This window comes from Paenibacillus sp. SORGH_AS_0306 (assembly GCF_030819345.1).
GTDB lineage: Bacteria > Bacillota > Bacilli > Paenibacillales > Paenibacillaceae > Saccharibacillus > Saccharibacillus kyungheensis.
Map to the genome: position 1 here is coordinate 1,328,846 of NZ_JAUTBP010000001.1, position 24,720 is coordinate 1,353,565.

Sequence of the window (24,720 nt, forward strand, 5' to 3'; positions counted from 1 at the left end):
TAAAGGAGACGGCGATGCAGACCTATGAACAGGGGCTTCTGAATGCGAAAGCATTTATTGAGGAGCACGATGATTTTCTAGTGGTTTCGCATGTTCAGCCGGACGGAGACGCAGTCAGTTCCACTGTAGCAGTGGGCTGGCTTCTGTCTTGTCTAGGCAAAAAATTCACACTAGTGAATGAAGGACCGATTCCCAAAAGAATGCACTATTTAACTTTGTCTGATCAGATTATTGATCAACAAGCAGATGGTAGTGAACGTCAATATCAACATGTTATTTGTGTAGATTGTGCAGATTTCAAACGTGTCGGTTTAGTTAGCCATTGGATGAGCGATACAGCCTCTATTTTAAATATTGATCATCACCCAACCAATGATAATTATGGCGAAGTAAATCTGATCAAAGCAGATGCAGCCGCAACTGCTGAAATTTTATATGACTGGATTGAATGTTTTGATGTGAAATGGACGACAGAAGTAGCAGAAGCTATTTATACTGGTCTGTTAACAGATACAGGTGGATTCCGTTATTCTAGTACTTCTCCTAAAGTGATGGAGATTGCTTCACGATTACTTGATCTTGGTGTAAATGGACCTGATCTAGCAGAAACGTTGTTAGAAGAAGTGACTTTACCACAAGTAAAAGTATTAGGGATGGCATTATCGACATTACAATTGAGTGAAGATGGCAAAATTGCTCATGTCCATGTTACACCTGAACATATGATTATAGCTGGAGCCGATAATGAAGACTTAGAAGGTATTGTTAACTATCCTCGCAATATTCAAGGCGTCGAAGTTGGTATCTTTTTCAAAGTGATTGATGATCATGCTGTCAAAGCAAGTCTCCGTTCTGCAGGTAAAGTGAATGTGGCAGCCGTTGCTCAACATTTTGGCGGTGGAGGTCATATCAAAGCTGCAGGCTGCCGTTTGGAAGGTACTCTGGAAGAAGTTACAGCACAGGTGATCCAGCAGGTGAAGGAGTCATTATGAATGAATTTGATGGAGTGCTTGCGGTACATAAACCGGCGGGCTTTACGTCTCACGATGTAGTTGCCAAAGTTCGGCGTCTTGTAAGCATGAAAAGAATAGGGCATACCGGTACACTTGATCCAGCAGTAACAGGTGTATTACCATTATGTCTGGGACGATCTACGCGAATTGTTGAATATTTGCAAGAAATGCCCAAAGAATATGTAGCCACACTTCGATTAGGAATAGCTACAGATACCGAAGATATGACCGGTACGATTACGGAGCAGATTGACTCTGTAGACGTTTCGGAAGAGCAAGTACGTCATGTACTCGGACAAATGATTGGAACGATCTCTCAAGTACCACCTATGTACTCTGCTATCAAAGTAGATGGTAAACGTCTATACGAATTAGCACGAGAAGGCAAAACGATTGAACGCAAAGCAAGAGAAGTAACGATCTATGAATTAGAAATTATCGATTTCAAAGCAGGAGATCATCCTGAAGTTTCTTTTCGAGCATTATGTTCCAAAGGAACTTATATTCGTACGCTTTGTGTAGATATTGGACGTGCTTTACACGTACCTTCGGTGATGGTTGAATTGATCCGTACACAATCGGCTGGTATTTCACTCGATCAGTGTGTAACTTTTGAACAAATTGCAGAAGCTGTAGAACAAGGCGTATTAGAACAACATTTGATCCAGCCAGATCAAGCTATGTCTAATCTACCTTCTTATACAGTAGACGCTTCGGTATATAAGCATACATTACAGGGCAAACGTATCAGTATTGATACTATTAAGCCACATGACGAATCTCAACTTCTACCTACTGATGAGACAACAGATTCGCCTGTATTTAAATTGTATGCACCAGATGGAATTTTTATCGGTATTTTTCGTCTGGAACAATCCGCACAAGAAATTGTACCTGTTAAAGTATTTTTACCGTAACGAATCCATTGTGGAATTGCAGGTGATATCGTAATGAATACAGTACATTTATCTTATCCATGGCCTGAAGATGTAGTGAAACATGCTTCCAAACCACAAGTACTTGTGATTGGACAGTTTGATGGATTGCATCTTGGACATGCAAGTGTGATTGATCATGGGATTCGTCTAGCTAGACGACTGGGTGTTCCTGCTTCAGTGATGACTTTCAATCCTCATCCTAAAGAAGTTATGGGAAAAGGCGATTATGAAGGCTATCTTACACCGCTAGCAATGAAAGAAGAACTGTTGCGTGCAATGGGTGTCGATACGTTATACATTGCTGAATTCAATCATGCTTTTTCACAGGTAACGCCGCTGCAATTTTATGAGCAAATGCTATGTCCGTTACAAGTGCATACGGTAGTAGTAGGCTTTGATTTCCACTTTGGTTATAAAGGGGAAGGGAATCCGGATCTACTCCGTACATTTGGCGAAAATGTATTATCTGTAGAAACAGTTCCTGCCTTTTTGTTAGAGGGAGACAAAGTAAGCAGTTCAGCTATTCGTAGTGCATTGCGTGAAGGCAATGTTGCTCACGCGTATAAGCTATTGGGTCGTCCTTATCAAATTCGCGGAAAAGTCATTGATGGCGACAAGCGTGGACGGACGATTGGTTTCCCTACAGCTAATCTAGAACTGGATGGAAATTATGTTGTACCTTCTTCCGGTGTATATGCTGTGCGTGTTCTTGCTGAAGGAGCATGGCGTGCAGGCGTAATGAATATCGGGTACAAACCTACTTTCCAGACAGGAGAGACCAGACCTAGCTTTGAAGCGCATATTCTTGATTTTCAAGGTGATCTGTATGGTCAGCAACTAGCGGTAGAATTGATCGATTATATTCGTCCCGAGCAGAAGTTCAGCGGGATTGAAGAATTAGTCACTCAAATTCGCAAAGATGCAGATCGTGCACGTTTCTTATTATCTAACCTTGAAGATTAATCATAAGAATACCGTTGATATTTAATGTTGGTTTGTGCTATACTAATCAACGTTGTCATTCTAATAAATGACAGTCTTCAAAACCTTGGCTTGGTTATACGATCTCACCGTCGGTAACGAGGCTAACGGTTATTATGAATTACACTATTAGGAGGTGAATAGGATGGCATTAACACAAGAACGCAAGCACCAATTGATCGAAGAGCACAGAACTCACGAATCCGATACAGGATCTGTTGAGGTGCAAGTCGCTATCCTTACTGAGAACATCGTGAACCTGCAAACGCATTTTCGCGCTCACAAGAAGGATCATCATTCCCGTCGCGGATTGTTGAAAATGGTTGGTCAACGTCGTAAGCTTTTGGCTTACATCAAAAAGACTGACGTTAAACGTTATAGTGCATTGATCGAAAAATTAGGTCTTCGTCGCTAAAATTAAACAGTATGTCCAAAGCAGCCTGGTTGTTCAGCCGTATGGTCTTTTCGGAGCCGACGGTGACGGCCGGGTTGCTTTTTGTAAGTAGAGGTAATTTGACTATTCTTATAAATATTGAAATGATAATAGTGATTTAGAGTCTAGCGGTGAGATTTCCTTGAAGCAGGGAATCATCACCTTTTTATAGAATACAAATAATGGACTTAAAAAAGGAGGAATTTCATGGAACAGCGAGTTGAAATGCAGCTCGGAGGAAGAACGCTGACATTTGAAACAGGTCGTTTAGCAAAACAAGCGAATGCAGCAGTTATGGTACGTTACGGTGATACAGCAGTACTATGTACAGTAACGGCATCATCAGGTCCTAAAGACTTAGACTTTTTCCCACTTACCGTAAACTACGAAGAAAAATTATATGCAGTAGGTAAAATTCCAGGCGGATTTATCAAACGTGAAGGTCGTCCAAGTGAGAAAGCAATCTTGGCAAGCCGTTTGACAGACCGTCCTATTCGTCCGTTATTCCCTGAAGGTTTCCGTAATGATGTTCAAATTGCTAACCTTGTAATGAGTGTAGAGCAAGATTGCGAGCCTCAAATTGCGGCAATGATCGGTACTTCAGCAGCATTAAGTATTTCAGATGTTCCTTTCAATGGTCCTGTAGGTAGCGTAGCAGTTGGACGCATCGATGGACAATTTATTGTGAACCCAACAGTTGCACAACAAGAAGTGAGTGACCTTTATCTTGTGGTTGCAGGAACAAGAGAAGCGATCATGATGGTTGAAGCAGAAGCTAACGAAATGCCAGAAGACGTTATGCTAGAAGCAATCATGTTCGGTCATGATGAAATTCAACATATCGTAGCAGCGATCGAAGAGCTAGTAAGCAAAGCAGGCAAACCGAAAATGGAAGTTAAACTTCATACGGTAGATAGCGATGTAAATACAGCAGTTCGTGAATATGCTCAAGCTCGTTTGGTTGACGCTGTACGTGTAGCTGAAAAACAAGCTCGTCAAGATGCTATCGATGAGATTAACGATGAAGCTGTAGCCTTTTTTGAGGAGAAGTACATAGAGACTCCTGACCTCATGAAAGACGTAAAAGAAATTTTACATGATATCGTGAAAGAAGAAGTACGTCGTCTAATCACTCACGAAAAAGTACGTCCAGATGGTCGTAGTCTGGCTGAAATTCGCGCAATCGAATGTGATGTAGACTTGTTACCAAGAACACACGGTTCAGGATTGTTTACTCGTGGACAAACTCAAGCGTTGAGTATTTGTACATTGGGTGCTCTTGGAGACGGACAAATTTTAGATGGTATCGCACCAGAATCTTCTAAACGCTTTATGCATCATTATAATTTCCCTCCATTTAGCGTAGGGGAAGCTCGTCCACTTCGTCCACCAGGTCGTCGTGAAATCGGTCACGGTGCTCTAGGCGAACGTGCACTAATGAAAGTTATTCCTTCTGAAAAAGAATTCCCTTATACAATTCGTCTTGTATCTGAAGTATTGGAATCTAATGGTTCTACATCACAGGCAAGTATTTGTGCAAGTACACTTGCGATGATGGATGCTGGTGTACCAATCAAAGCACCTGTAGCAGGGATTGCAATGGGTCTAATCAAAGATCAAGAGCATGTATCGATTCTAAGTGATATTCAAGGTATGGAAGATCATTTGGGAGATATGGACTTTAAAGTGGCAGGTACTGCTGAAGGCGTAACTGCGATTCAAATGGATATCAAAATTGACGGAATCAGTCGTCAAATTTTATCTGATGCATTATCCCAAGCACGCGAAGGACGTTTATTTATTCTTAGCAAAATGATGGAAATCATTCAAACGCCAAGAACAAGCCTTTCTGCTTATGCTCCGAAAATCATGATTATCAATATCAATCCAGACAAAATCCGCGATGTTATCGGACCGGGTGGTAAAATCATCAACAAAATTATTGATGAGACTGGCGTAAAAATTGATATCGAGCAAGATGGTCGCGTGTTTATCGGTTCTTCGGATGAAGCAATGATCAAACAAGCTCAAACGATGATCGAAAACTTGGTACGTGAAGTGAAAGTTGGCGAAACGTATCTAGGTAAAGTAAAACGTATTGAGAAGTTTGGCGCATTTGTAGAAATTATTCCAGGTAAAGATGGACTGGTACACATTTCTCAACTATCTACAGAGCGTGTAGCTAACGTAGAAGATGTTATTGCTATCGGTGATTCGATTACTGTTAAAGTTACAGAAATTGATAATCAAGGTCGCGTAAATCTTTCTCGCAAAGCTGTACTTGTTGCTGAAGGAACAGCGAAAACACAATCGTAAGATCATCTATGGCTATTTACGTAGCAATGATTAAATAAAGTAAAACAATTCAAAGAGCCAGAAGATTTTATTCTGACTCTTTTTTTGTAGCATTTTATTTTCGCTATTGCGAAAAAATAGCGAGAAGTACATGGACTGATTAGACAAGGTGAAGAAAGCGAAGCCTTGAGCCGTTTTTAAAAGTCTGGTAGGATAGGTATGCATTTATCGAATGGGAGGCCCTCGCATGGAACGAGTTCAACTACACAATGGTCTACGAATAGTTATGGAAAAAATGCCGACCTTCCGTTCTGTCACAATTGGAATCTGGATCAAAACAGGTTCACGTTATGAAGATTTAGTGACCAATGGAATTTCACATTTTATCGAGCATATGTTATTTAAAGGAACAAAGCGCTTTGATGCGCAAAAGATAGCTGAAGTATTTGATGGTATCGGTGGCGATGTGAATGCTTTTACCGCCAAAGAATATACATGTTTTTATGCAAAAGTGTTAGATGAGCATTTATCGATAGCAGTTGATATTTTATCAGATATGTTTTTCCACTCTTTGCTGGATCCAGAAGAATTGAAAAAAGAAAAGAATGTCATTTTGGAAGAAATCTCGATGTATGAAGATGATCCAGATGATCTGGTACACGATCTAGTCACGATGTCTTCGTATGGCGATCATCCACTAGCTTATCCTATTTTGGGAACCGAAGAGCGACTTCATCCTATGGGTAGTGACGAGCTTAGAGCATACATGAAAGAACATTATACGATAGAAAATACAGTCATCAGTGTGGCGGGGAATATAGACGACAGTGTTATTCCTTTGCTGGAGAAACATTTTGGTGATTTTGATAATCATGGAACCAAGCAAGAGTTAAGTATACCTTCTTTTGCAGGTGGACAGATTTTTCATAAGAAAAAAACAGAACAAAATCATATCTGTATGAACTTCCCGGGTGGTAAAATAGATGATCCACGGTATTATGCTATGGTTCTTCTGAATAATACACTGGGTGGTGGAATGAGTTCCCGTCTTTTCCAGGAGATTCGTGAAAAAAGAGGATTGGCGTATTCTGTCTATTCTTATTATACGGCTCATGCAGATAGCGGACTGTTTACGATCTACGCAGGAACAGCACCGAAGCAGACCAAAGATGTTTTTGAATTGACACATGCACTTTTACATGATGTCAAAGTCAATGGCATTACTGAACAAGAATTATATCAAGGAAAGCAACAATTGAAAGGAAGTCTGGTGCTAAGTCTAGAAAGTACAAGCAGTATTATGAATCGTTTGGGTAAAAACGAAATCATGCTTGGAAAACACAATACTGTCGATCAGACATTGCAATATATTGAAGAAGTAACGATGGAAGATATTCGCTCAGTGATTGATGATATGTTTGCAGAGCCTTATGCGCTTGCAATGGTAGGTCATTCTGAACGAAGTCTTGCTCATGTTAGGAGAGATGAACTTGTCTATTAATGTTGAAATTATGGCTTTACCCGGAAGTGAAGGATTAGAATTACCTCGTAAAATGTCTGAACTTGCTTCTGGATTTGATCTGTATGCTGCCGTGACCGAGCCCATGGTGTTAGAACCAGGCAAAAGAGCATTAGTACCTACAGGATTAGCATTAGCAATGCCTGCTGGACTGGAAGCACAGATTCGTCCGCGCAGTGGACTTGCGTATAAGCATGGAATCACTTGTCTAAATACACCGGGTACGATTGATGCGGATTATCGCGGAGAGATCAAAGTGTTATTGATCAATCTAGGAGAAGAACCGTTTGCTATCGCTCGTGGTGAACGAATTGCGCAAATGGTATTCCAAATTGTACCTGAGGTAGATCTGATTGAAGTACAACAATTATCAGAAACGGTACGTGGTGCTGGTGGTTTTGGACATACAGGAACGAAGTAAAGCTTTACATGATTAAAATGTTTTTGCGAAAACAGTTGAAAGATATAACAGGGAATGATATTATTTCTACAATTATTGCAGAACACTGAAATTATAATCCAGTGCAAACTGGCTAAAAGTTGACGGTAGTCTTTGCGACTGCCGTTTACGTTTACATTCAGATGTAAATGGACTTTTTGAAATCGAAGGGGAGAGATATGCCAGATGTCTAATCAATCGTTTAATGTGGCTGTCGTAGGAGCGACAGGAGCAGTGGGTCAACAAATCGTAAGATTGCTTGAAGAACGAGATTTTCCGGTGAACACATTGAAGTTATTATCTTCTGCACGTTCCGCTGGGAAAAAGGTAATCTTTAAAGGGCAGGAAGTTACAGTAGAGGAAGCGACACCGGATAGTTTTGAAGGTGTACATATCGCTTTATTTAGCGCAGGAGGAGATATCAGTAAGGCACTCGCTCCTCACGCCGTCAGACATGGCGCTGTATGCATCGATAATACAAATGCATTCCGTATGGACCCTAATACCCCTCTTGTCGTTCCTGAGGTCAATAGCGACCGTATAGCAGATCATAACGGTATTATTGCGAACCCGAACTGTTCTACGATCCAGATGGTTGCAGCTCTGAAACCTCTTTATGATCGTTATGGTATTGATCGTATTATTGCTTCTACGTATCAAGCGGTATCTGGAGCAGGGAATCAGGCGATTGATGAGTTAAAACGTCAAAGCAAATCGGTGCTTGAAGGCGAAGAAGTGAATCCGGATATTTTGCCAGTAGGCTCATTACCGGTCAAACACCAAATCGCTTTCAATGCGATCCCGCAAATCGATAAATTTCAGGACAACGGATATACACTGGAAGAAATGAAAATGGTCAATGAGACCAAAAAAATTATGGAAGATGAGTCGATCCATGTTACAACAACATGTGTACGTATTCCTGTTGTCTATGGTCACTCTGAATCTGTCTATGTCGAATTAAAACAGGATTATGATCTAGATGAAGTGAAAGCTTTATTGCAAAATGCACCAGGTATCACTTTAGTAGACGATCCGGCTAATCAAGCTTACCCGCTAGCTACAGACGCAGCAGGTAAAAATGATGTATTTGTAGGACGTTTACGTCGTGATCTAGGTCATGAACGTGGCTTGAATATGTGGATTGTATCTGACAACTTGCTTAAAGGTGCAGCTTGGAACGCCGTGCAAATTGCCGAGATTATTGCAGCAAAAACACCAGCAATTAGCTAACGGAGGCGCATAGTTATTATGTCTACTGTGGTAGAAAAGCAAAATATTTTAGTGCAAAAATTTGGAGGAACTTCGCTATCTACACCTGAAGCGAGAGTTCATGTACTTCGTCATATCAAACGCGAGCTTGCCGAGCAAGTCAAGCTCGTTATCGTTGTTTCAGCCATGGGACGTAGCGGAGATCCTTATGCTACAGATACATTACTTGAGAGCACTGTACTGAATGGCAGTATTCCTTCTCCACGTGAACGTGATTTGTTAATGGGCTGCGGAGAAATGATTTCGGCAGTGACGTTAAGTGGTATTTTGAATAGCGAAGGAATTGCTTCGATCGTTTTAACAGGAGCACAGGCTGGATTTATTACAGATGATAATTTTGGTAATGCCCGTATTCTTGCTGTCCGTCCAGATCGCGTGATACGCGAATTAGAGAGTGGCAAAGTAGTGATCGTTACCGGTTTTCAAGGGCAAAGCGAAGCAGGTGATCTAACAACACTTGGACGCGGCGGAAGTGATACTTCAGCCACAGCGCTTGGAGCAGCACTACATGCCGATATGGTTGATATTTATACCGATGTAAATGGTATCTTAACAGCTGATCCGCGTATTGTAGAAGATGCTAAGCCACTTGCCTATGTAAGCTATAATGAGATCTGTAATATGGCACATCAAGGTGCAAAAGTGATTCATCCGCGTGCAGTAGAAATTGCGATGCAAGCTCAAGTACCTGTACGTGTTCGTTCTACCTTTGGAGATACCGAAGGAACCCTTGTCACTCAATCGGAGCGTTTTGCAGATACACCTACAGGTGTCGTCGATCGTCTGGTAACAGGTATCGCTTATGTGAATAACGTTACACAGATTACGGTAGGCCAACAAGAAGGGGTAGAACATCTTCAATTGAAAGTGTTCCAAGCGATGGCTGAAAATAGTATCAGTGTCGATTTTATCAATGTAACGCCATTTGGAGCGGTGTATACCGTATTTGATAGCGAAGCAGAACGTGCGCTTGCAGTATTGGAAGGAATGGGTCTGCAACCAACAGGATTATCAGGTTGCGCTAAAGTTTCTGTGATCGGTGGCGGAATTAATGGAGTGCCTGGAATTATGGCTCGTATCGTAGCTGCACTGACAGGGCAAAACATTCCTATATTGCAATCTGCTGATTCGAATACAACGATATGGGTGCTTGTGAAAAAAGAAGATATGGTGCAAGCGGTACGTGCTCTGCATTCTCAATTCCAATTGCATCTATAATGTGCTGAATACAGGTCATCGGATAGCTCCGTATTTGAAGGAGGAAATAGAGTGGTAGACTTTGGAAGATTAATGACAGCGATGATTACCCCTTTTAATGAACAAGATGAGATTGATTGGGATGCTACAGCAAGATTAATCGATTATTTAATTGATGAGCAAAAATCAGAATCGTTAGTCGTATGCGGTACAACTGGTGAATCGCCTACACTAAGCGATGAAGAAAAATTACAAATGTTTGAATTTGCAGTTAAACATGCAGCAGGACGATGTAAAATTATTGCTGGCACAGGAAGCAACGAGACACGTCATTCGATTCATTTGACGCGTGAAGCATCCAAATTAGGCATAGATGGTGTACTGATTGTTGTTCCTTATTACAATAAACCTAATCAGGCTGGAATATATGCACATTTTAAAGTAATTGCAGAAGCAACAGACTTGCCTGTTATTATGTATAATGTACCTGGACGTACGATCACCAGTATGTCTGTAGCCACGACACTCAAGTTAGCAGAGATCCCTAATATTGTAGGAACCAAAGAATGTGCATCACTTGAACAAGTGACACAGATTGTGGCTCATGCACCAGAAGGATTTCTCGTCTATTCAGGTGATGACTCTTCAGGATTGCCAGCACTTGCAGTAGGTGCTCATGGTATTATTAGTGTAGCTAGTCATGTGGTAGGAACAGAAATGACCGATATGATCGAAGCATATCTTGCCGGTCGTCCTGTAGAAGCAGCGAAGCTTAACCAAAAGCTGTTCCCTATTTTCAAAGGGCTATTTGAGAGCCCTGAGCCGCTTCCTAATCCATCTGCGGTTAAATATGAATTATCCAAACGCGGTTTTGGTAATGGTAACGTAAGATTGCCATTATTGCCGCCTACAGAGCAAGAACAACAATTTATTGATCAATTGTTTGTATAAGTAAATCATGAGTATAGAATAAATAGACAAGCTGCTCTCATTTTGGAGCAGCTTTTTTTATGAACATAGAACTATTTCTTATAAATACATAGCAAGTAGTTAGCAAAATATAGCGAATCGTTACATAAAATTTGTATGAAATCGTGCAGATTATAAAGGCTTTAGTAGACTCAAGTAAACATGACTTGTGTTTTTGTTTTTTAATCATGTATAATAATCTCAAGTGACTGGGTGCGGTATAAAGAAATAGAGGTTTGCTGAATGAATCCTTTGTCAGGCAAAGTATTCGTGTAACTCAGCAGACGGTCAACGAACCGATAAAGCTTTCGGGTGCTGATTCCTTGCGGAATCGAAACGGTTTGATAGATATCCGTTTTGAAAAGGGAACCCACCTTTATTGAAGGTTTTGTAATTAATTGTATGTACACATTAAATTTTGTTTAAAAATATTTAGTAATAACGTCCAATACTTATAGGAGGTCTAGATAACATTGTCGAAAAAAACGAATAACGAAAAACTGACGATCTTTGCTTTGGGCGGCGTCGGTGAAATTGGTAAAAATATGTACGTCATTCAATATGGTAATGACATTGTCGTGATTGATTCAGGTCTTAAATTCCCAGAGGAGGATATGCTAGGGATCGATATCGTTATCCCTGATATTTCTTACCTTACTGAAAATCGTGACAAAGTGCGCGCTATCATTTTAACGCATGGTCATGAAGATCATATTGGTGGTCTACCATACGTATTGAAACATTTAAATGTACCTGTATACGGTACCAAATTAACGATTGGATTAGTGGAGAACAAGCTGAAAGAAGCTAATTTGCTTGGCGAAACGAAACGTATCCTTATCAACGAAGACTCTGAACTTAAATTAGGTAACACCCTCACTGCTACATTCTTCCGTACGAACCACAGTATTCCTGATTCTGTAGGTGTATGTGTAGCTACTCCAGAAGGTAACGTTGTACACACAGGTGACTTTAAATTTGATCATACGCCTGTAAATGGTGAGTTCGCTAACTTGCAACGTATGGCTGAAATTGGTAGTAAAGGTGTTCTTGCACTACTATCTGATAGTACAAATGCAGAAAAACCAGGCTTTACACCTTCAGAACGCAATGTAGGTATTGTGTTGGAAGATATTTTCCGCAAAGCAACACAACGTGTAGTTGTAGCTACATTTGCATCTAACGTTCACCGTATTCAGCAAGTAGTTAACGCTGCTGCTGCAACAGGTCGTAAGATCACTGTAATCGGTAGAAGTATGGTAAATGTAGTAGGTATTGCTTCTGATCTTGGATATCTTGATATTCCAGACGGCATGATTATTGAGCCGGAAGAAGTAAACAAAATGGCAGCAGATCGCGTCGTTATCCTGTCTACAGGAAGCCAAGGCGAACCGATGTCAGCACTTACACGTATGGCCCGTTCGACACACCGCAAAGTCGATATTTTACCGGGAGATACTGTTATTATTGCAGCTACACCTGTACCGGGTAATGAAAAATATATTGGACGTACGATTGATGAATTGTTCCGCTTAGGTGCAAACGTTATCTATAGTGGTTCTAACTCAGGCGTCCATGTATCTGGACACGGATCACAAGAAGAGCTTAAATTAATGCTTAACTTGATGAAACCGAAATTCTTTATCCCAATTCATGGTGAACACCGTATGCAACGCAAACATGCTTTACTAGGTGAAGCAGTGGGTATCGCTCCAGAAGATATCTTTATGATTGATATCGGTGATACAGTTGAGATTCAAGGTGGAGTAGCACGCAAAGCCGGTAAAGTCACTTCTGGTAACGTGTTGATCGATGGATTAGGCGTAGGTGATGTAGGTAATATCGTTCTTCGTGATCGTAAACTATTGTCACAAGATGGTATCCTTGTTGTTGTCGTTACCCTGAGCAAACAAGATGGACAGATCGTATCTGGACCAGATATTATCTCTCGTGGATTCGTATATGTTCGTGAATCTGAAGGATTACTTGATGAAGCGAACCGCATCGTAACAAGCACATTGCAACGCTTAATGAGCGAACGTGTGAACGAGTGGGCATCATTGAAAACAAGTGTTAAAGACTCTCTTGGTCGTTTCTTATATGAGCAAACGCGCCGTAGACCAATGATCCTTCCGATCATTATGGAAGTCTGAGTTCATGAAATATAGAATAAACGGGTAAGAGGCAACCAGTCGCCCCCGTTCATCACATGGTATATTGGACGGTCCCATGTGATGAACGGGGGTTTTGCGTTTTTTTTAGAAGTCAAATAGACTTCATTTGCTTGGTATATGATATAATAGTGCATCGGAGGTGGTGACAAATGGCGAAGCCAACAACAACCCAGAAGTCCAAGTCAGCACAAAGTTCACCACGAAAAAAAGTGGTGTCCAAATCATCGTCTGCGACTCGGAAAACAACAACGACAACAAAGCGCAAACCGGTTGCCCGTAAGCGAAATACCAAAGTAAAAGCTTCGGCTTGGGCAACGTTAAAATATGAAGTCTATGGTATTATTTTAATCACATTTTCTGTGATTGCTTTATCCAGACAAGCGGCAGTAGGCGAATTTTTGCATTACATAACTGCTTTTATACTAGGCAAGGTCTATTTTGTGTTGCCTTTGGTTGGCATTTACATAGGGCTGGCTATTATGCTTCGGCGCAAATGGCCACGAGGATGGAATGGTAGATTATCAGGCTTGGTTTTATTAACTTGCGCGGCGACATTAATCAGTATTTTGACATATGTACCGGTTGAACAATTAACTTCTTTGCCAGCAAGACAAGCGGCAGGTGGTTATATTGGTGCTGTGCAAATGTGGTTGTTTATGATGTTATTCGGTGTGATCGGAACCAAATTAATCGCTACAGTTATGGTGATTATCAGTCTGATGTTAATTACTCAATTATCCGTTGCTGATCTAGTACAGCGTATACGTGGTTATGTAAAACAATTATCGGCATGGGGTCAAGAAAAGCTGGAATTGATGCAGATTGCCAAAGCTGAACGTCAAGAAGAACGTGAACTGCAAGCAGCGGAAGCCGCCGAGATGGAAGCATATGAAGACGAACTAGAAGAACAGGAACAAGATTCCAAACGTTCTGCATCAGGTCTATTTCCGTGGAGTCGTAAACGGAATCGTCAAGCAGAACAAGATGAGGAAAATCCATATGCAGCGATAGATGCTCAATTTGAAGAAGAAGAACTTACACCAGCATCTGTTGTTACTGCTATGCCAACAAGATCCAAAAGTCGTGTGTCTTCAAAAGCAGAGCTTACTCAACAAGCAGATATCTTATCTTCACCTGCGATAGCTACTACGCCTGAAAGTGATCTCTGGGATAATGCAGATGCAGAAGGACAGGTAGATGAGAAACCACCTATTATTCGTGATTTTTTTGCACAAATGCAGTATGAACGTGGAGAACGTAATGAAGAGGACACACATAGTGAGAATATAGGCACTGATGCTTCAACAACAGATATAGAAGCAGAAGCTTTAACAGCTATTCTTCAGACTGATTCAAATGACACCAATGGAACACCATTACAGGTAGTTGAAGAAGATATCACCCATACAGATGAAGAATCTATGTCGTCTGAAAATAATCAAGCTGGAGAAGGACATCCACATTCCAATAGTGGTTCTGTAGTAGAAGGTGGAACCCTTATACCACCTCCTGTGCCACAGCCTAAGCCTTACAAATTGCCTTCGTTTGCATTATTAGCCAAACCGAAGAATATTAGTACTGCTAATGATCAGAATGATTATATGGTGATTGCACGTAAGCTAGAGACTACACTTGAAAGTTTTGGAGTACGGGCGAAAGTAGTTGAAGTTGTTCGCGGACCAGCGGTAACTCGTTATGAGCTACAACCCGATGTAGGTGTAAAAGTAAGTCGTATCGTAGGCTTAACCGATGATATTGCACTGGCACTAGCTGCCAAAGATATACGGATGGAAGCTCCGATTCCGGGTAAAGCGGCAGTCGGTATAGAAGTACCGAACAACGAAGTTGCTATGGTCACGATGCGTGAAGTAATGGAAACATCTATTTTCAAAGAATCCGAAGCTAAATTGTCGATTGCTTTTGGACGGGATATCGCAGGGCAGACGATTGTAGGTAACTTAGCCAAAATGCCCCATTTACTTGTAGCAGGAGCTACAGGTTCGGGTAAATCGGTATGTATTAACGGGATTATTACAAGTATTTTATACAAAGCTAAGCCTGATGAAGTAAAATTCTTAATGGTCGATCCCAAAATGGTAGAGTTGAATATTTATAACGGTATTCCACATTTGTTAGCACCTGTAGTAACCGATCCTAAGCGTGCATCATTAGCACTCAAAAAGATCGTTGTCGAAATGGAAAAACGGTATGAGCTATTTTCCAAATCAGGTACACGTAATATGGAAGGTTATAACAACCTGATGAAAGATAATCCAGCAGCGGTTTTACCGTACATTGTTGTTATTGTCGATGAGTTAGCCGATCTCATGATGGTAGCTGCGGGCGATGTAGAAGATGCGATTGCACGTCTAGCACAGATGGCGCGTGCAGCAGGGATTCATTTGATTATTGCTACTCAGCGTCCTTCAGTTGATGTTATTACCGGCGTGATCAAAGCGAATATTCCTTCGCGTATTGCCTTTGGTGTATCTTCACAAATTGATTCACGTACTATTTTGGATATGGGCGGAGCCGAGAAATTGTTAGGGCGCGGAGATATGCTATTTATGCCTGTAGGTTCTTCTAAGCCTACTCGTGTACAGGGAGCATTTATGTCTGACGAAGAAGTTGAAGCGATTGTATCTTATTGTCGTGGTCAAGGTGATGCACAATATGTAGAAGACCTTGTGCCAGAGATTGATGATACAGTTAACAATATAGATGAACAGTTGGATGAATTGTATGATCAAGCTGTGCAGATTGTAGTAGAAGGGAAGCAAGCTTCTGTATCGCTATTACAACGCCGAATGAGAGTTGGATATACTCGTGCTGCACGTCTGATTGATTCGCTGGAAGCTCATGGTATTGTGGGGCCTTATGAAGGCAGTAAGCCTCGTGAAGTGTTGATTACTGTTGAACAATATCAGCAGAAGTTAGCCAGTAATTCATAATATGCTTTAAAATAGACGGTAGAAGATCCAATCTATCTGTCTAAAGTAGATGCTTTCGGTATAGACTAGACTATAACAAAAAGAAGCGCCACTCCTATGTATTAGCGAGTAGCGCTTCTTTTTGTTATGAGTATTCAATGCTCAACGAACGGAATCTTATGAACCGTTATAACGATCTAAAATACTTGTTTTGTTAGAGCTATCATATACAAATCCATAAATCTTTTTGTTCATATTGCTATAGGCGCTGTCAATTTCTTCAGCAACACTATTGAACAAAGTATTGGTTTGGTATGAAGTTAAAGAATTCCAATCGCCTTTGTTCGCATAGATACGGAATACGATTTCTTCATCATTATCGTTAGACAATTCAATCGATAATTTAACACCTTTGTACGTACCGAAGTCGTTATTCAAAGTCGTTTGAACTGTACTCAAATCAACATTTGAACCGATGATGATACTGTTACTGCTATTTGTTGAGAATGTTAGCAATTTAACAGAGTTTTTGTTAACTACAGTTCCTGTTACTGTAGCATCATCATAAGTGCTGTTATCATGAATAGCGTCTACGATATTTTGTAACAATGTTCTACGGTTAGAAGTAGACAGATCATTCCATACACTTTCAGTGACTTTGATATTCACTTTCAATTTGTCTGAATTACCTGTTAATTCAATATTAGCACTTGTACCTTTGTAATCAGCATAAGAATTGTTAAGCGTTGTTTGTAATTTGTTCAAAGTAGTGCTGTTTGAATTTGAGCTAGTGTTATTGTTTTTCAAATCTGTAATTTGAGTATTTAAGCTTGTGATTTGAGCTTGCAATTGAGCAATCGTTGTATCTTTTGTTGTATTTTGTGCTGTTGCTGTATTCAATTGCAATTGTAGATTTTGAATTTGAGAATTCAATGTATCTACAGTCGTTTGCGGTACTTGAGTTGTTTTGTCAGCAACATTTACAATTTTGTTCGTATTGTCCCAAGTTACTTTTTTATCAAATACATCACCCATCATACGAAGTGGAATGTATGTAGTACCATTGACCATGAATGGTTCTTGGCTGGCATCTACAGTCACTTCCTGGTTGTTGTAAATGACTTTAATATTGTTGTACATCGCTTTCAGTTGCTTGGTCGCTTGCGAAGCATAAGTGCTATTTACAAAAATACTGCCGGAAATAGCAAGAGCGGACACAGTAGCAATAATCACAGGTTTTTTTCTTAGTTTCATGTTGTTCGTCGAGCTCCTTTTTTTCTAGATTTGGAGATATACTTTTTTACTATACGTAATCTAAAGTATGACCCCTTCGTAATCCTTTTTGTTTTTGCTCGGTAGGTTGAGCATGACCATTCCTCGTATAGTATGACGAAGTGTGTATAAAATATGTTGCTATAAAGATGCTGATTTCCAGAAATTCGACATTAGAACGTCTATATTCCTCTATCAGAGACTAAATTTTATCACAAATAGAGGTAGGAAAGAAACCCAACGCCTTTTTTGAATACTTTGTCTTATATTGCAGTATAACGAAATACCTACCATCTCGTTTGCTTCTTGTATTTCGATTAGTATAAAATAAGTAAAGTTAGAGTATTACCAAATTGGCTTGATAAAGGAGTTTTGACGTTGAATAATACCGGATTCGAACGCGGTGAAGTAAATGGGATACGTGTACATGTAATGCCAACTACACGATTCAAAACATTTGCCGTTTCACTTTATATGGGAACCCCCCTTGCAGAAGATACAGTTACTCCTACAGCTTTGATTCCTTTTATTTTGCGTAGAGGAACAGCCAAGTATCCAGAAACAACACAATTTCGTGAAGCTTTAGAAAATATGTATGGTGCAGGCTTTGGATTTGATGTATACAAAAAAGGCGATTATCAGATGGTGCAATTCCGTATGGATACGATCAATGATTCGTTTGTATCTGCCGATGAATCGCTGTTAAAACAAAGCATTTCTTTTCTAGGAGATGCCGTAACCAATCCTGTACTTGAAAATAATGCATTCCGTGAAAAATATGTAACCGCAGAACGTGAAAATGTTCGTAAACGCTTGGAGTCTGTAGTAAACGATAAAATTCGTTATGCTGCTGAACGTTGTATTCAAGAAATGTGCAAAGATGAGCCTTATCGCTTAAACGCTTTGGGACAATTAAGTGATCTGGATGGGCTTAATGGTGCTAATGTATATGAACGTTATCAACAATGGCTTGAAAATAGCACGATGGATCTGTATGTAGTAGGTGATACTACACTTGAAGAAGTGTTAGAACTTGTAGGCAGTCAATTTGCTCGCAAAACAAATACACTACATGCTTACAAAATATCGATTCCACGCTCTGCTGGTGCAGAAGTCAAACATATTGTTGAAAAAATGGAAATCAGTCAAGGTAAACTAAATATGGGATTACGTACACCGATTACGTACGGAGATAATCGTTATGCTTCCGCTTGGGTAGCAAATGGTATTTTGGGTGGTTTCCCGCATTCTAAATTGTTTACCAATGTACGTGAAAAAGAAAGTTTGGCTTACTATGTAGGCTCACGCTTTGATCCATATAAAGGCATTACAACGATCCAATCAGGAATTGAAATACAGAACTTTGATAAAGCATTAAATATTATCAAAGAACAATTGGCTAATCTACAAGCTGGAGACATCAGTGAATCAGAGATTAGTCAGACCAAAGCCATGATCCGTAACGATTTGTTAGAGTCTCGTGATTCTGCGTATCAAATGATCGGTTATGACTTTAATGGTCGTTTTGCAGATAAAGATCGTCCTGTAGAACAATTGTTGTCTGAAGTAGAATCGGTTACACCAGAGCAGATCCAGTCTGCTGCAAGTGTATTAACGCTTGATACGATTTATTTCCTTACGACAGAACAGAAGGAGGCATAATTATGGAAAGTATCCGCTATGATCGTTTACAAGAAACTTTATATTTCGAAACTATGGATAATGGATTACAAGTATATGTGCTTCCCAAAGAAGGATTTCAAAAAACATATGCTACATTTGCTACCAAATATGGCTCTGTAGATAATCATTTCCAAGTAGAAGGACAAGAAGAAGTTAAAGTACCGGATGGGATTGCTCACTTTTTGGAGCATAAAATGTTTGAAGAACCTGATGGTGTCGATGTATTTTCTAAATTTTCGGTTAAAGGTGCTTCGGCTAACGCATTTACTAGCTTTGAGCAGACGGTATATTTATTTTCTGCAACTGAACAGATTGAAGATAATTTAGAAACATTGCTTAATTATGTACAAAACCCTTACTTTACTAAAGAAAATGTAGATAAAGAAAAAGGGATTATCGGTCAAGAAATTCAAATGTATCAAGATAATGCCGACTGGCGTGTATATTATGGATTGTTAGAAGCAATGTATCAAAAAAATCCATTACGTATTGATATCGCAGGTACGATTGAATCGATCAGTACGATTACAAAAGATACACTGTATGAGTGTTACAACACGTTTTATCATCCTTCCAATATGATGTTATTTGTAGTAGGTGGAGTAGATCCTGCGACAGTGATCGAGCAAGTGCGTGCTAATCAGCAAGCCAAAGATTATCAACCACAAGGTTCGATCAGTCGTTTCTTTGAAGAAGAACCGGTAGCTGTAGGTGAACCATGGCATGAAGTTCGTTTGCCTGTATCAGAGCCTAAATGCCTATTAGGTCTAAAAGAAGTCAAAAATGGTCTGACTGGTGAAGCATTGCAACGTCGTACATTAACGACCAAGCTGATGCTTGATTTGTTACTTGGTAACAGTACTCAGTTGTATCAGACATTGTATGATGAAGAATTAATTTCCGATGATTTCGGTAGTGATTATAGCAGTACAACAGAGTATGGTTATTCGATGATGGGTGGAGATACCCGCGATCCTAAATTACTTGTACAACGTCTGCAAGAAGAGATCAATAAAGTGATTGCTACAGGATTTAGCCAGGATGCATTTGATCGTGCATTGCGTAAAAAAATTGGTGGATACTTGCGTATGCTGAATTCACCTGAAAGTATCGCTCATGAATTCACACGCAATCGTTTCCGTGATAGCGACTTTTTCGATATTCTTCCAATCTATGAATCGCTTACAGTAGAAGATGTGAATGCTCGCTTGCGTGAACATATGAACTGGGATCAACTGGCTGTATCGGTGGTTGTTAGTCCGTGAATCAGCCCCAATCTGTAGCTGCAAGTAGCAAGCCTTTTTCGCAAATGACTGTACTGATTACAGGTGCAAGTAAAGGAATAGGGGCTGCTACAGCAAAGCGATTTGCTATGGCTGGAATCAATGTAGCTGTTCATTATCGCAGTTCGCATGAAGAAGCAAATGATGTTGCTCGTATATGTCTGGAATATGGTGTGAAAGTGTTGACCATTGCCGCAGACTTACGCAGTATGGAGCAGATTAAGCGAATGCGTGATAAGTTAGAACAGCATGATATGTTGCCTGATATTTTGGTAAATAATGCAGGAATTGCTCATTATGGCATGCTTACCGATATGACAGAACAAGATTTCGACGATGTTATAGCGACAAATCTCAAAAGTGTATTTCTCTGTACTCAAGTCTTTATGCCTCATATGATCAATCAACGCTATGGGCGGATTATTAATGTATCTAGTATCTGGGGCATTACAGGCGCTTCTTGTGAAGTATTGTATTCGGCAAGTAAAGGTGGTATCAATGCTTTTACTAAAGCGTTAGCCAAAGAACTAGCCCCTTCAGGTGTGACAGTGAATGCTATCGCCCCCGGAGTCGTTCGGACTGAAATGATTGCTCATCTGGAACCTGCAGAGATTGAGTCACTAGAAGAAGAGATTCCAGCAGGACGAATCGCTGAACCAGATGAGATTGCTTCGATGGTTTACTTTTTGGCTTTGCCGGAATCAGGTTATATGACAGGTCAAGTCGTGAGTCCTAACGGTGGATTTTTGACCTGATATTGCTATCGATCCATAAGATATTATACGATGAAGGAGCTTCTATATTTAGGTATAGAAGCTTCTATTCATATCATGCTATAATCTTGTAGTTTGAGTGATTACGAAGTTGTTACTGTCTGCTTCTTGCCTTTCTATTTTATTTTATATATCATTAACGTGTTAATGACTTTGCATTGAATAGCAGAAAAGGGTCGGAGTTGGTATAGACTATCTGCTTTGATGACTATATAGCAGTGCCGTTATAAAAATAAATGTGTGATCCATCGACATAGGATTCGGGCTAGAAAGTATTCATGCGATAGAAAGGTTAGAGGTGAACGTGGAACTAAAACAGTGGTATTTGGAATACAGGATACATAAAAATCGTCCTGGTCTATTGGGAGATGTAGCGTCTTTATTAGGTATGCTGAATGTTAACATTTTGACCATTAATGGTGTAGAGGGTAAGACACGTGGTATGCTATTAGAGACGGATGATGATGAGAAGATTCGTCTACTTGGTGATATGCTTGCCAAAGTTAGCAATATTACAGTGACGGCTTTGCGTCAACCCAAGCTTGTTGATATTTTAGCGGTACGTCATGGACGCTATATTGAGCGTGATTCGGATGACAAAAAAACATTCCGTTTTACAAGAGATGAATTGGGCTTACTGGTTGATTTCTTAGGTGAAATCTTCAAACGTGAAGGCAATCAAATTATCGGTTTACGCGGAATGCCTCGTGTTGGTAAAACAGAATCGATTATTGCAGGTAGCGTATGTGCGATGAAACGCTGGACATTTGTATCCTCGACATTGCTAAGACAAACTGTACGAAGCCAATTATCGGAAGAGGAAAACAATCCAAACAACATCTTTATTATCGATGGGATTGTCAGTACGATTCGTTCCAATGAACGTCACCATCAATTGCTTCAAGATATTATGGCGATGCCAAGTACCAAAGTGATCGAACATCCCGATATTTTTGTGCGGGAATCTGATTATGAATACAGTGATTTCAACATTATTATTGAATTGCGCAACAATCCGGGAGAAGAGATCGTCTATGATACATTCACGGAAAGTTATGCGGATGATATATAAAAAAAGTCAAAAAACATTCTAAGCAGGAGGTAATAGTATGTCAGATCTAGGTCGGCAGTTAAGGGATGCCCGCCTTGCGAAAGGTTTATCACTTGATGATGTGCAAGAAATGACCAAAATACGTAAACGCTATTTGGAAGCAATTGAAGCAGGAGATTTTAAGGTGCTTCCAGGCAGTTTTTATGTACGTGCATTTATTAAAACGTATGCGGAAGCGGTAGGTCTTAGTGCGGACGAGTTGTTACAAGAGCATCAAGACGATGTTCCAGAGACCGAAACAGAAGCAGTGATGGAACCGGTAGTGCAACAAAGGCGAGCGGCAAGAAGAACATCTTCATCAGGAGGACGAAGCGGCAAATGGTTATCAACCACATTAATGTGGATATTCCCATTGTTAATTGTCGTGTTGGTCTATATTTTTGTAGTACGTAACGATAATGGCGCTCCTGAAGTGGCAAGTAATAACAAAGGTCAACAGCAACAAGAAACAACAACGAAGCCAACGACCACCACTACACCGCCAGCGACTACAACACCTGAAAGCACAACAACGACTCCAGAAAGTACAACGACAACACCACCTACTGGAGCAGGTACAGAGCAAGAACAATCAACACCTGATGCAACTGGGACGGATGAAGAAGCAACAGATTCTACAACACCGCCTACAGATACAGCATCACAACCTGTCGTTACACAAGCAGGTAAAGAAGGAAGAAATACTATTTTTAATGTGAATTACACAGGTACAACACCGCTTAAAGTAAGTATCAAAGCAACAGGTCAAAGTTGGCTTGAAGTATACAAATCAGCAGATTCTAGTGGAGAACGTTTATTTTTCAATAATACGGAAAGTGGACAAGACCTTTCTTATGATCTAGGTGATACAGGATTATATATCAAATCTGGTAATTCTCCAGCGACTGATATTACAATCAATGGACAACCAATCACAGATGGTAAAGCAACTTCACGTATTGTTCTAAAATTAGTAAAAGAAGCTGCTACAGATAGTAGTACTGATTCTACAAGCACATCTACAGATTCTTCTACAGATGGAACTACTGACGAATCAACTTCTACAGAGACAAGCGGAAATTAATGGTCAGTCACACAAAAGGACATACCTTCAAGCTGCCATAAGACAGCAGATTAAGGATGTCCTTTTTGTGCCATTAGACTTGTAACAACATATATTCTATAATTTTATCTAAAAGGGGGAGATCACATGGCAGATAGTTCATTCGATATCGTATCCAAAATGGATATGCAAGAAATGACCAATGCTATTACTCAAACGGAGAAAGAATTAGCGAGCCGTTTTGATTTTAAAGGAAGCAAAAGTAGTCTAACTTTGGAAAAAGAAACATTAGTTGTTGTTTCGGATGACGATTATAAGTTGGGTGCTTTGATCGATATTTTGCAATCTAAAATGATCAAAAGAGGATTGCCGATCAAAAATATAGAATATGGAACAATAGAGTCTGCTTCGATGGGAACAGTACGTCAACGACTCAAATTAAAACAAGGCATCGATCAAGAAAACTCCAAAAAAATCAATACATTGATTCGCGATGCGAAGCTGAAAGTAAAAAGTCAGATTCAAGGCGATCAGATTCGGGTTACCGGAAAGAATAGAGATGATTTGCAAGCAGTGATTCAATTGCTTCGCAAAGCTGACCTTACTGTGGATCTTCAATTCACCAATATGAAATAAACACGGTATTATCCTATTTGCTATAGAATTGATGGAGGCAGTAAAAGTATGAAACAAAAGATGCAGGCGGGAGCAATTACATATCATTGGTTCGCTGTGGACAATAGATACAGCAAGGAGGATACACAATGAATTTACCTAATCGCATAACGCTTACACGTATTTTCTTAGTACCAGTGATGATGTTGTTCCTGCTCGTTAATTTTTCGTTTGGAGAAGGGCTTTTAAAAATTGGAGCATCTTTTGAGGTCAGTTATAACGATCTGATTGCAGCATTAATTTTTATTATTGCAGCCAGTACAGATGGAATTGACGGACATATTGCCCGTAGTCGTAACTTGGTAACGAATCTAGGCAAATTACTTGATCCTTTGGCTGATAAATTATTAGTATCTGCCGCTTTGATCTCTTTGGTTGCACTGGGTAAATGTGAAGCATGGATGGTTGTAGTTATTATCAGTCGCGAATTTGCAGTCACAGGACTTCGTCAGATCGCTTTATTAGATGGTAAAGTAATGGCTGCTAGCAATTGGGGCAAAGCCAAAACGATTACACAAATTATTGCGATTTCTGCTTTGATGATTAACAATTTTCCATTTGCTCTACTAGGTATTCCATTTGCAGAAATTATGATCTGGATAGCTACGTTGATTACCATCTATTCAGGGATTGATTATTTTGTCAAAAATAAATCGGTTATTCATTTTTCCGAATAAACTACCTGTTTCTGTTTAACAGCAAATAGGTGATATAACAAGTA

20 protein-coding genes are annotated in these 24,720 nt (G+C 40.0%); 19 read left to right on the plus strand and 1 reads right to left on the minus strand.

All coding sequences use genetic code 11. From position 1 onward, the window contains the following. Positions 1 to 14 precede the first annotated feature (14 nt). From QE450_RS06010 to QE450_RS06065, 12 genes are all read left to right on the plus strand, one after another. On the plus strand, positions 15 to 992 hold the full coding sequence (locus QE450_RS06010) for a DHH family phosphoesterase (protein ID WP_307297786.1): 978 nt from the start codon (positions 15 to 17) through the stop codon (positions 990 to 992). After that, positions 989 to 1,930 carry a tRNA pseudouridine(55) synthase TruB gene (truB, locus tag QE450_RS06015; RefSeq protein WP_307297789.1) on the plus strand — a complete coding sequence of 314 codons (942 nt, stop codon included), beginning with the start codon at positions 989 to 991 and terminating at the stop codon, positions 1,928 to 1,930. The genes QE450_RS06010 and truB overlap by 4 nt, the downstream gene beginning before the upstream one ends. Positions 1,931 to 1,963: 33 nt before the next feature. Beyond that, positions 1,964 to 2,914, plus strand: coding sequence for a bifunctional riboflavin kinase/FAD synthetase (locus tag QE450_RS06020; protein WP_273615807.1), 951 nt, complete (start codon positions 1,964 to 1,966; stop codon positions 2,912 to 2,914). A gap of 163 nt (positions 2,915 to 3,077) precedes the next feature. Continuing rightward, positions 3,078 to 3,347 (plus strand): 30S ribosomal protein S15, encoded by a 270-nt coding sequence (rpsO, locus tag QE450_RS06025; protein ID WP_273615808.1) that lies wholly within the window; start codon positions 3,078 to 3,080, stop codon positions 3,345 to 3,347. A gap of 225 nt (positions 3,348 to 3,572) precedes the next feature. After that, on the plus strand, positions 3,573 to 5,681 hold the full coding sequence (gene pnp / locus QE450_RS06030) for a polyribonucleotide nucleotidyltransferase (RefSeq protein WP_273615809.1): 2,109 nt from the start codon (positions 3,573 to 3,575) through the stop codon (positions 5,679 to 5,681). 226 nt (positions 5,682 to 5,907) lie between these two features. Then, complete coding sequence (locus tag QE450_RS06035; protein WP_274170296.1) at positions 5,908 to 7,161, plus strand: M16 family metallopeptidase; 1,254 nt, start codon at positions 5,908 to 5,910, stop codon at positions 7,159 to 7,161. Then, positions 7,145 to 7,600, plus strand: a complete 456-nt coding sequence (dut, locus tag QE450_RS06040; protein WP_373461953.1) for a dUTP diphosphatase — start codon at positions 7,145 to 7,147, stop codon at positions 7,598 to 7,600. The genes QE450_RS06035 and dut overlap by 17 nt, the downstream gene beginning before the upstream one ends. Positions 7,601 to 7,804: 204 nt before the next feature. Next, positions 7,805 to 8,851, plus strand: a complete 1,047-nt coding sequence (locus QE450_RS06045) for an aspartate-semialdehyde dehydrogenase (protein WP_273615812.1) — start codon at positions 7,805 to 7,807, stop codon at positions 8,849 to 8,851. An 18-nt stretch (positions 8,852 to 8,869) separates the two neighbouring features. After that, positions 8,870 to 10,108, plus strand: a complete 1,239-nt coding sequence (gene dapG / locus QE450_RS06050) for an aspartate kinase (RefSeq protein ID WP_273615813.1) — start codon at positions 8,870 to 8,872, stop codon at positions 10,106 to 10,108. A 51-nt stretch (positions 10,109 to 10,159) separates the two neighbouring features. After that, entirely contained in the window at positions 10,160 to 11,038 is an 879-nt protein-coding gene (gene dapA / locus QE450_RS06055; RefSeq protein WP_307297798.1) for a 4-hydroxy-tetrahydrodipicolinate synthase, read from the plus strand. A 491-nt stretch (positions 11,039 to 11,529) separates the two neighbouring features. Continuing rightward, positions 11,530 to 13,209, plus strand: a complete 1,680-nt coding sequence (locus QE450_RS06060; protein WP_273615815.1) for a ribonuclease J — start codon at positions 11,530 to 11,532, stop codon at positions 13,207 to 13,209. A 170-nt stretch (positions 13,210 to 13,379) separates the two neighbouring features. Then, entirely contained in the window at positions 13,380 to 16,181 is a 2,802-nt protein-coding gene (locus QE450_RS06065; protein ID WP_307297801.1) for an FtsK/SpoIIIE family DNA translocase, read from the plus strand. A 156-nt stretch (positions 16,182 to 16,337) separates the two neighbouring features. Here QE450_RS06065 and QE450_RS06070 read toward each other — a convergent pair whose 3' ends face one another. Continuing rightward, on the minus strand, positions 16,338 to 17,414 hold the full coding sequence (locus QE450_RS06070) for a stalk domain-containing protein (RefSeq protein ID WP_204824522.1): 1,077 nt from the start codon (positions 17,412 to 17,414) through the stop codon (positions 16,338 to 16,340). A gap of 396 nt (positions 17,415 to 17,810) precedes the next feature. On the opposite strand from QE450_RS06070, the gene yfmF reads away from it, so the two are divergent. The 7 genes from yfmF to pgsA all read left to right on the plus strand — a co-directional run bounded on the left by yfmF (position 17,811) and on the right by pgsA (position 24,676). After that, positions 17,811 to 19,094, plus strand: a complete 1,284-nt coding sequence (yfmF, locus tag QE450_RS06075) for an EF-P 5-aminopentanol modification-associated protein YfmF (RefSeq protein ID WP_273615817.1) — start codon at positions 17,811 to 17,813, stop codon at positions 19,092 to 19,094. 2 nt (positions 19,095 to 19,096) lie between these two features. After that, on the plus strand, positions 19,097 to 20,380 hold the full coding sequence (yfmH, locus tag QE450_RS06080; protein ID WP_273615818.1) for an EF-P 5-aminopentanol modification-associated protein YfmH: 1,284 nt from the start codon (positions 19,097 to 19,099) through the stop codon (positions 20,378 to 20,380). Positions 20,381 to 20,424: 44 nt separating this feature from the next. Continuing rightward, entirely contained in the window at positions 20,425 to 21,153 is a 729-nt protein-coding gene (gene ymfI, locus QE450_RS06085) for an elongation factor P 5-aminopentanone reductase (RefSeq protein ID WP_273616284.1), read from the plus strand. A gap of 322 nt (positions 21,154 to 21,475) precedes the next feature. Then, positions 21,476 to 22,243, plus strand: coding sequence for a DUF3388 domain-containing protein (locus QE450_RS06090; RefSeq protein WP_069327324.1), 768 nt, complete (start codon positions 21,476 to 21,478; stop codon positions 22,241 to 22,243). 37 nt (positions 22,244 to 22,280) lie between these two features. Then, positions 22,281 to 23,345, plus strand: coding sequence for a helix-turn-helix domain-containing protein (locus QE450_RS06095; protein ID WP_273615819.1), 1,065 nt, complete (start codon positions 22,281 to 22,283; stop codon positions 23,343 to 23,345). A gap of 126 nt (positions 23,346 to 23,471) precedes the next feature. Continuing rightward, on the plus strand, positions 23,472 to 23,960 hold the full coding sequence (locus QE450_RS06100; protein ID WP_204824518.1) for a YajQ family cyclic di-GMP-binding protein: 489 nt from the start codon (positions 23,472 to 23,474) through the stop codon (positions 23,958 to 23,960). 128 nt (positions 23,961 to 24,088) lie between these two features. Then, positions 24,089 to 24,676 carry a CDP-diacylglycerol--glycerol-3-phosphate 3-phosphatidyltransferase gene (gene pgsA, locus QE450_RS06105; protein ID WP_274170290.1) on the plus strand — a complete coding sequence of 196 codons (588 nt, stop codon included), beginning with the start codon at positions 24,089 to 24,091 and terminating at the stop codon, positions 24,674 to 24,676. Positions 24,677 to 24,720 lie beyond the last annotated feature (44 nt).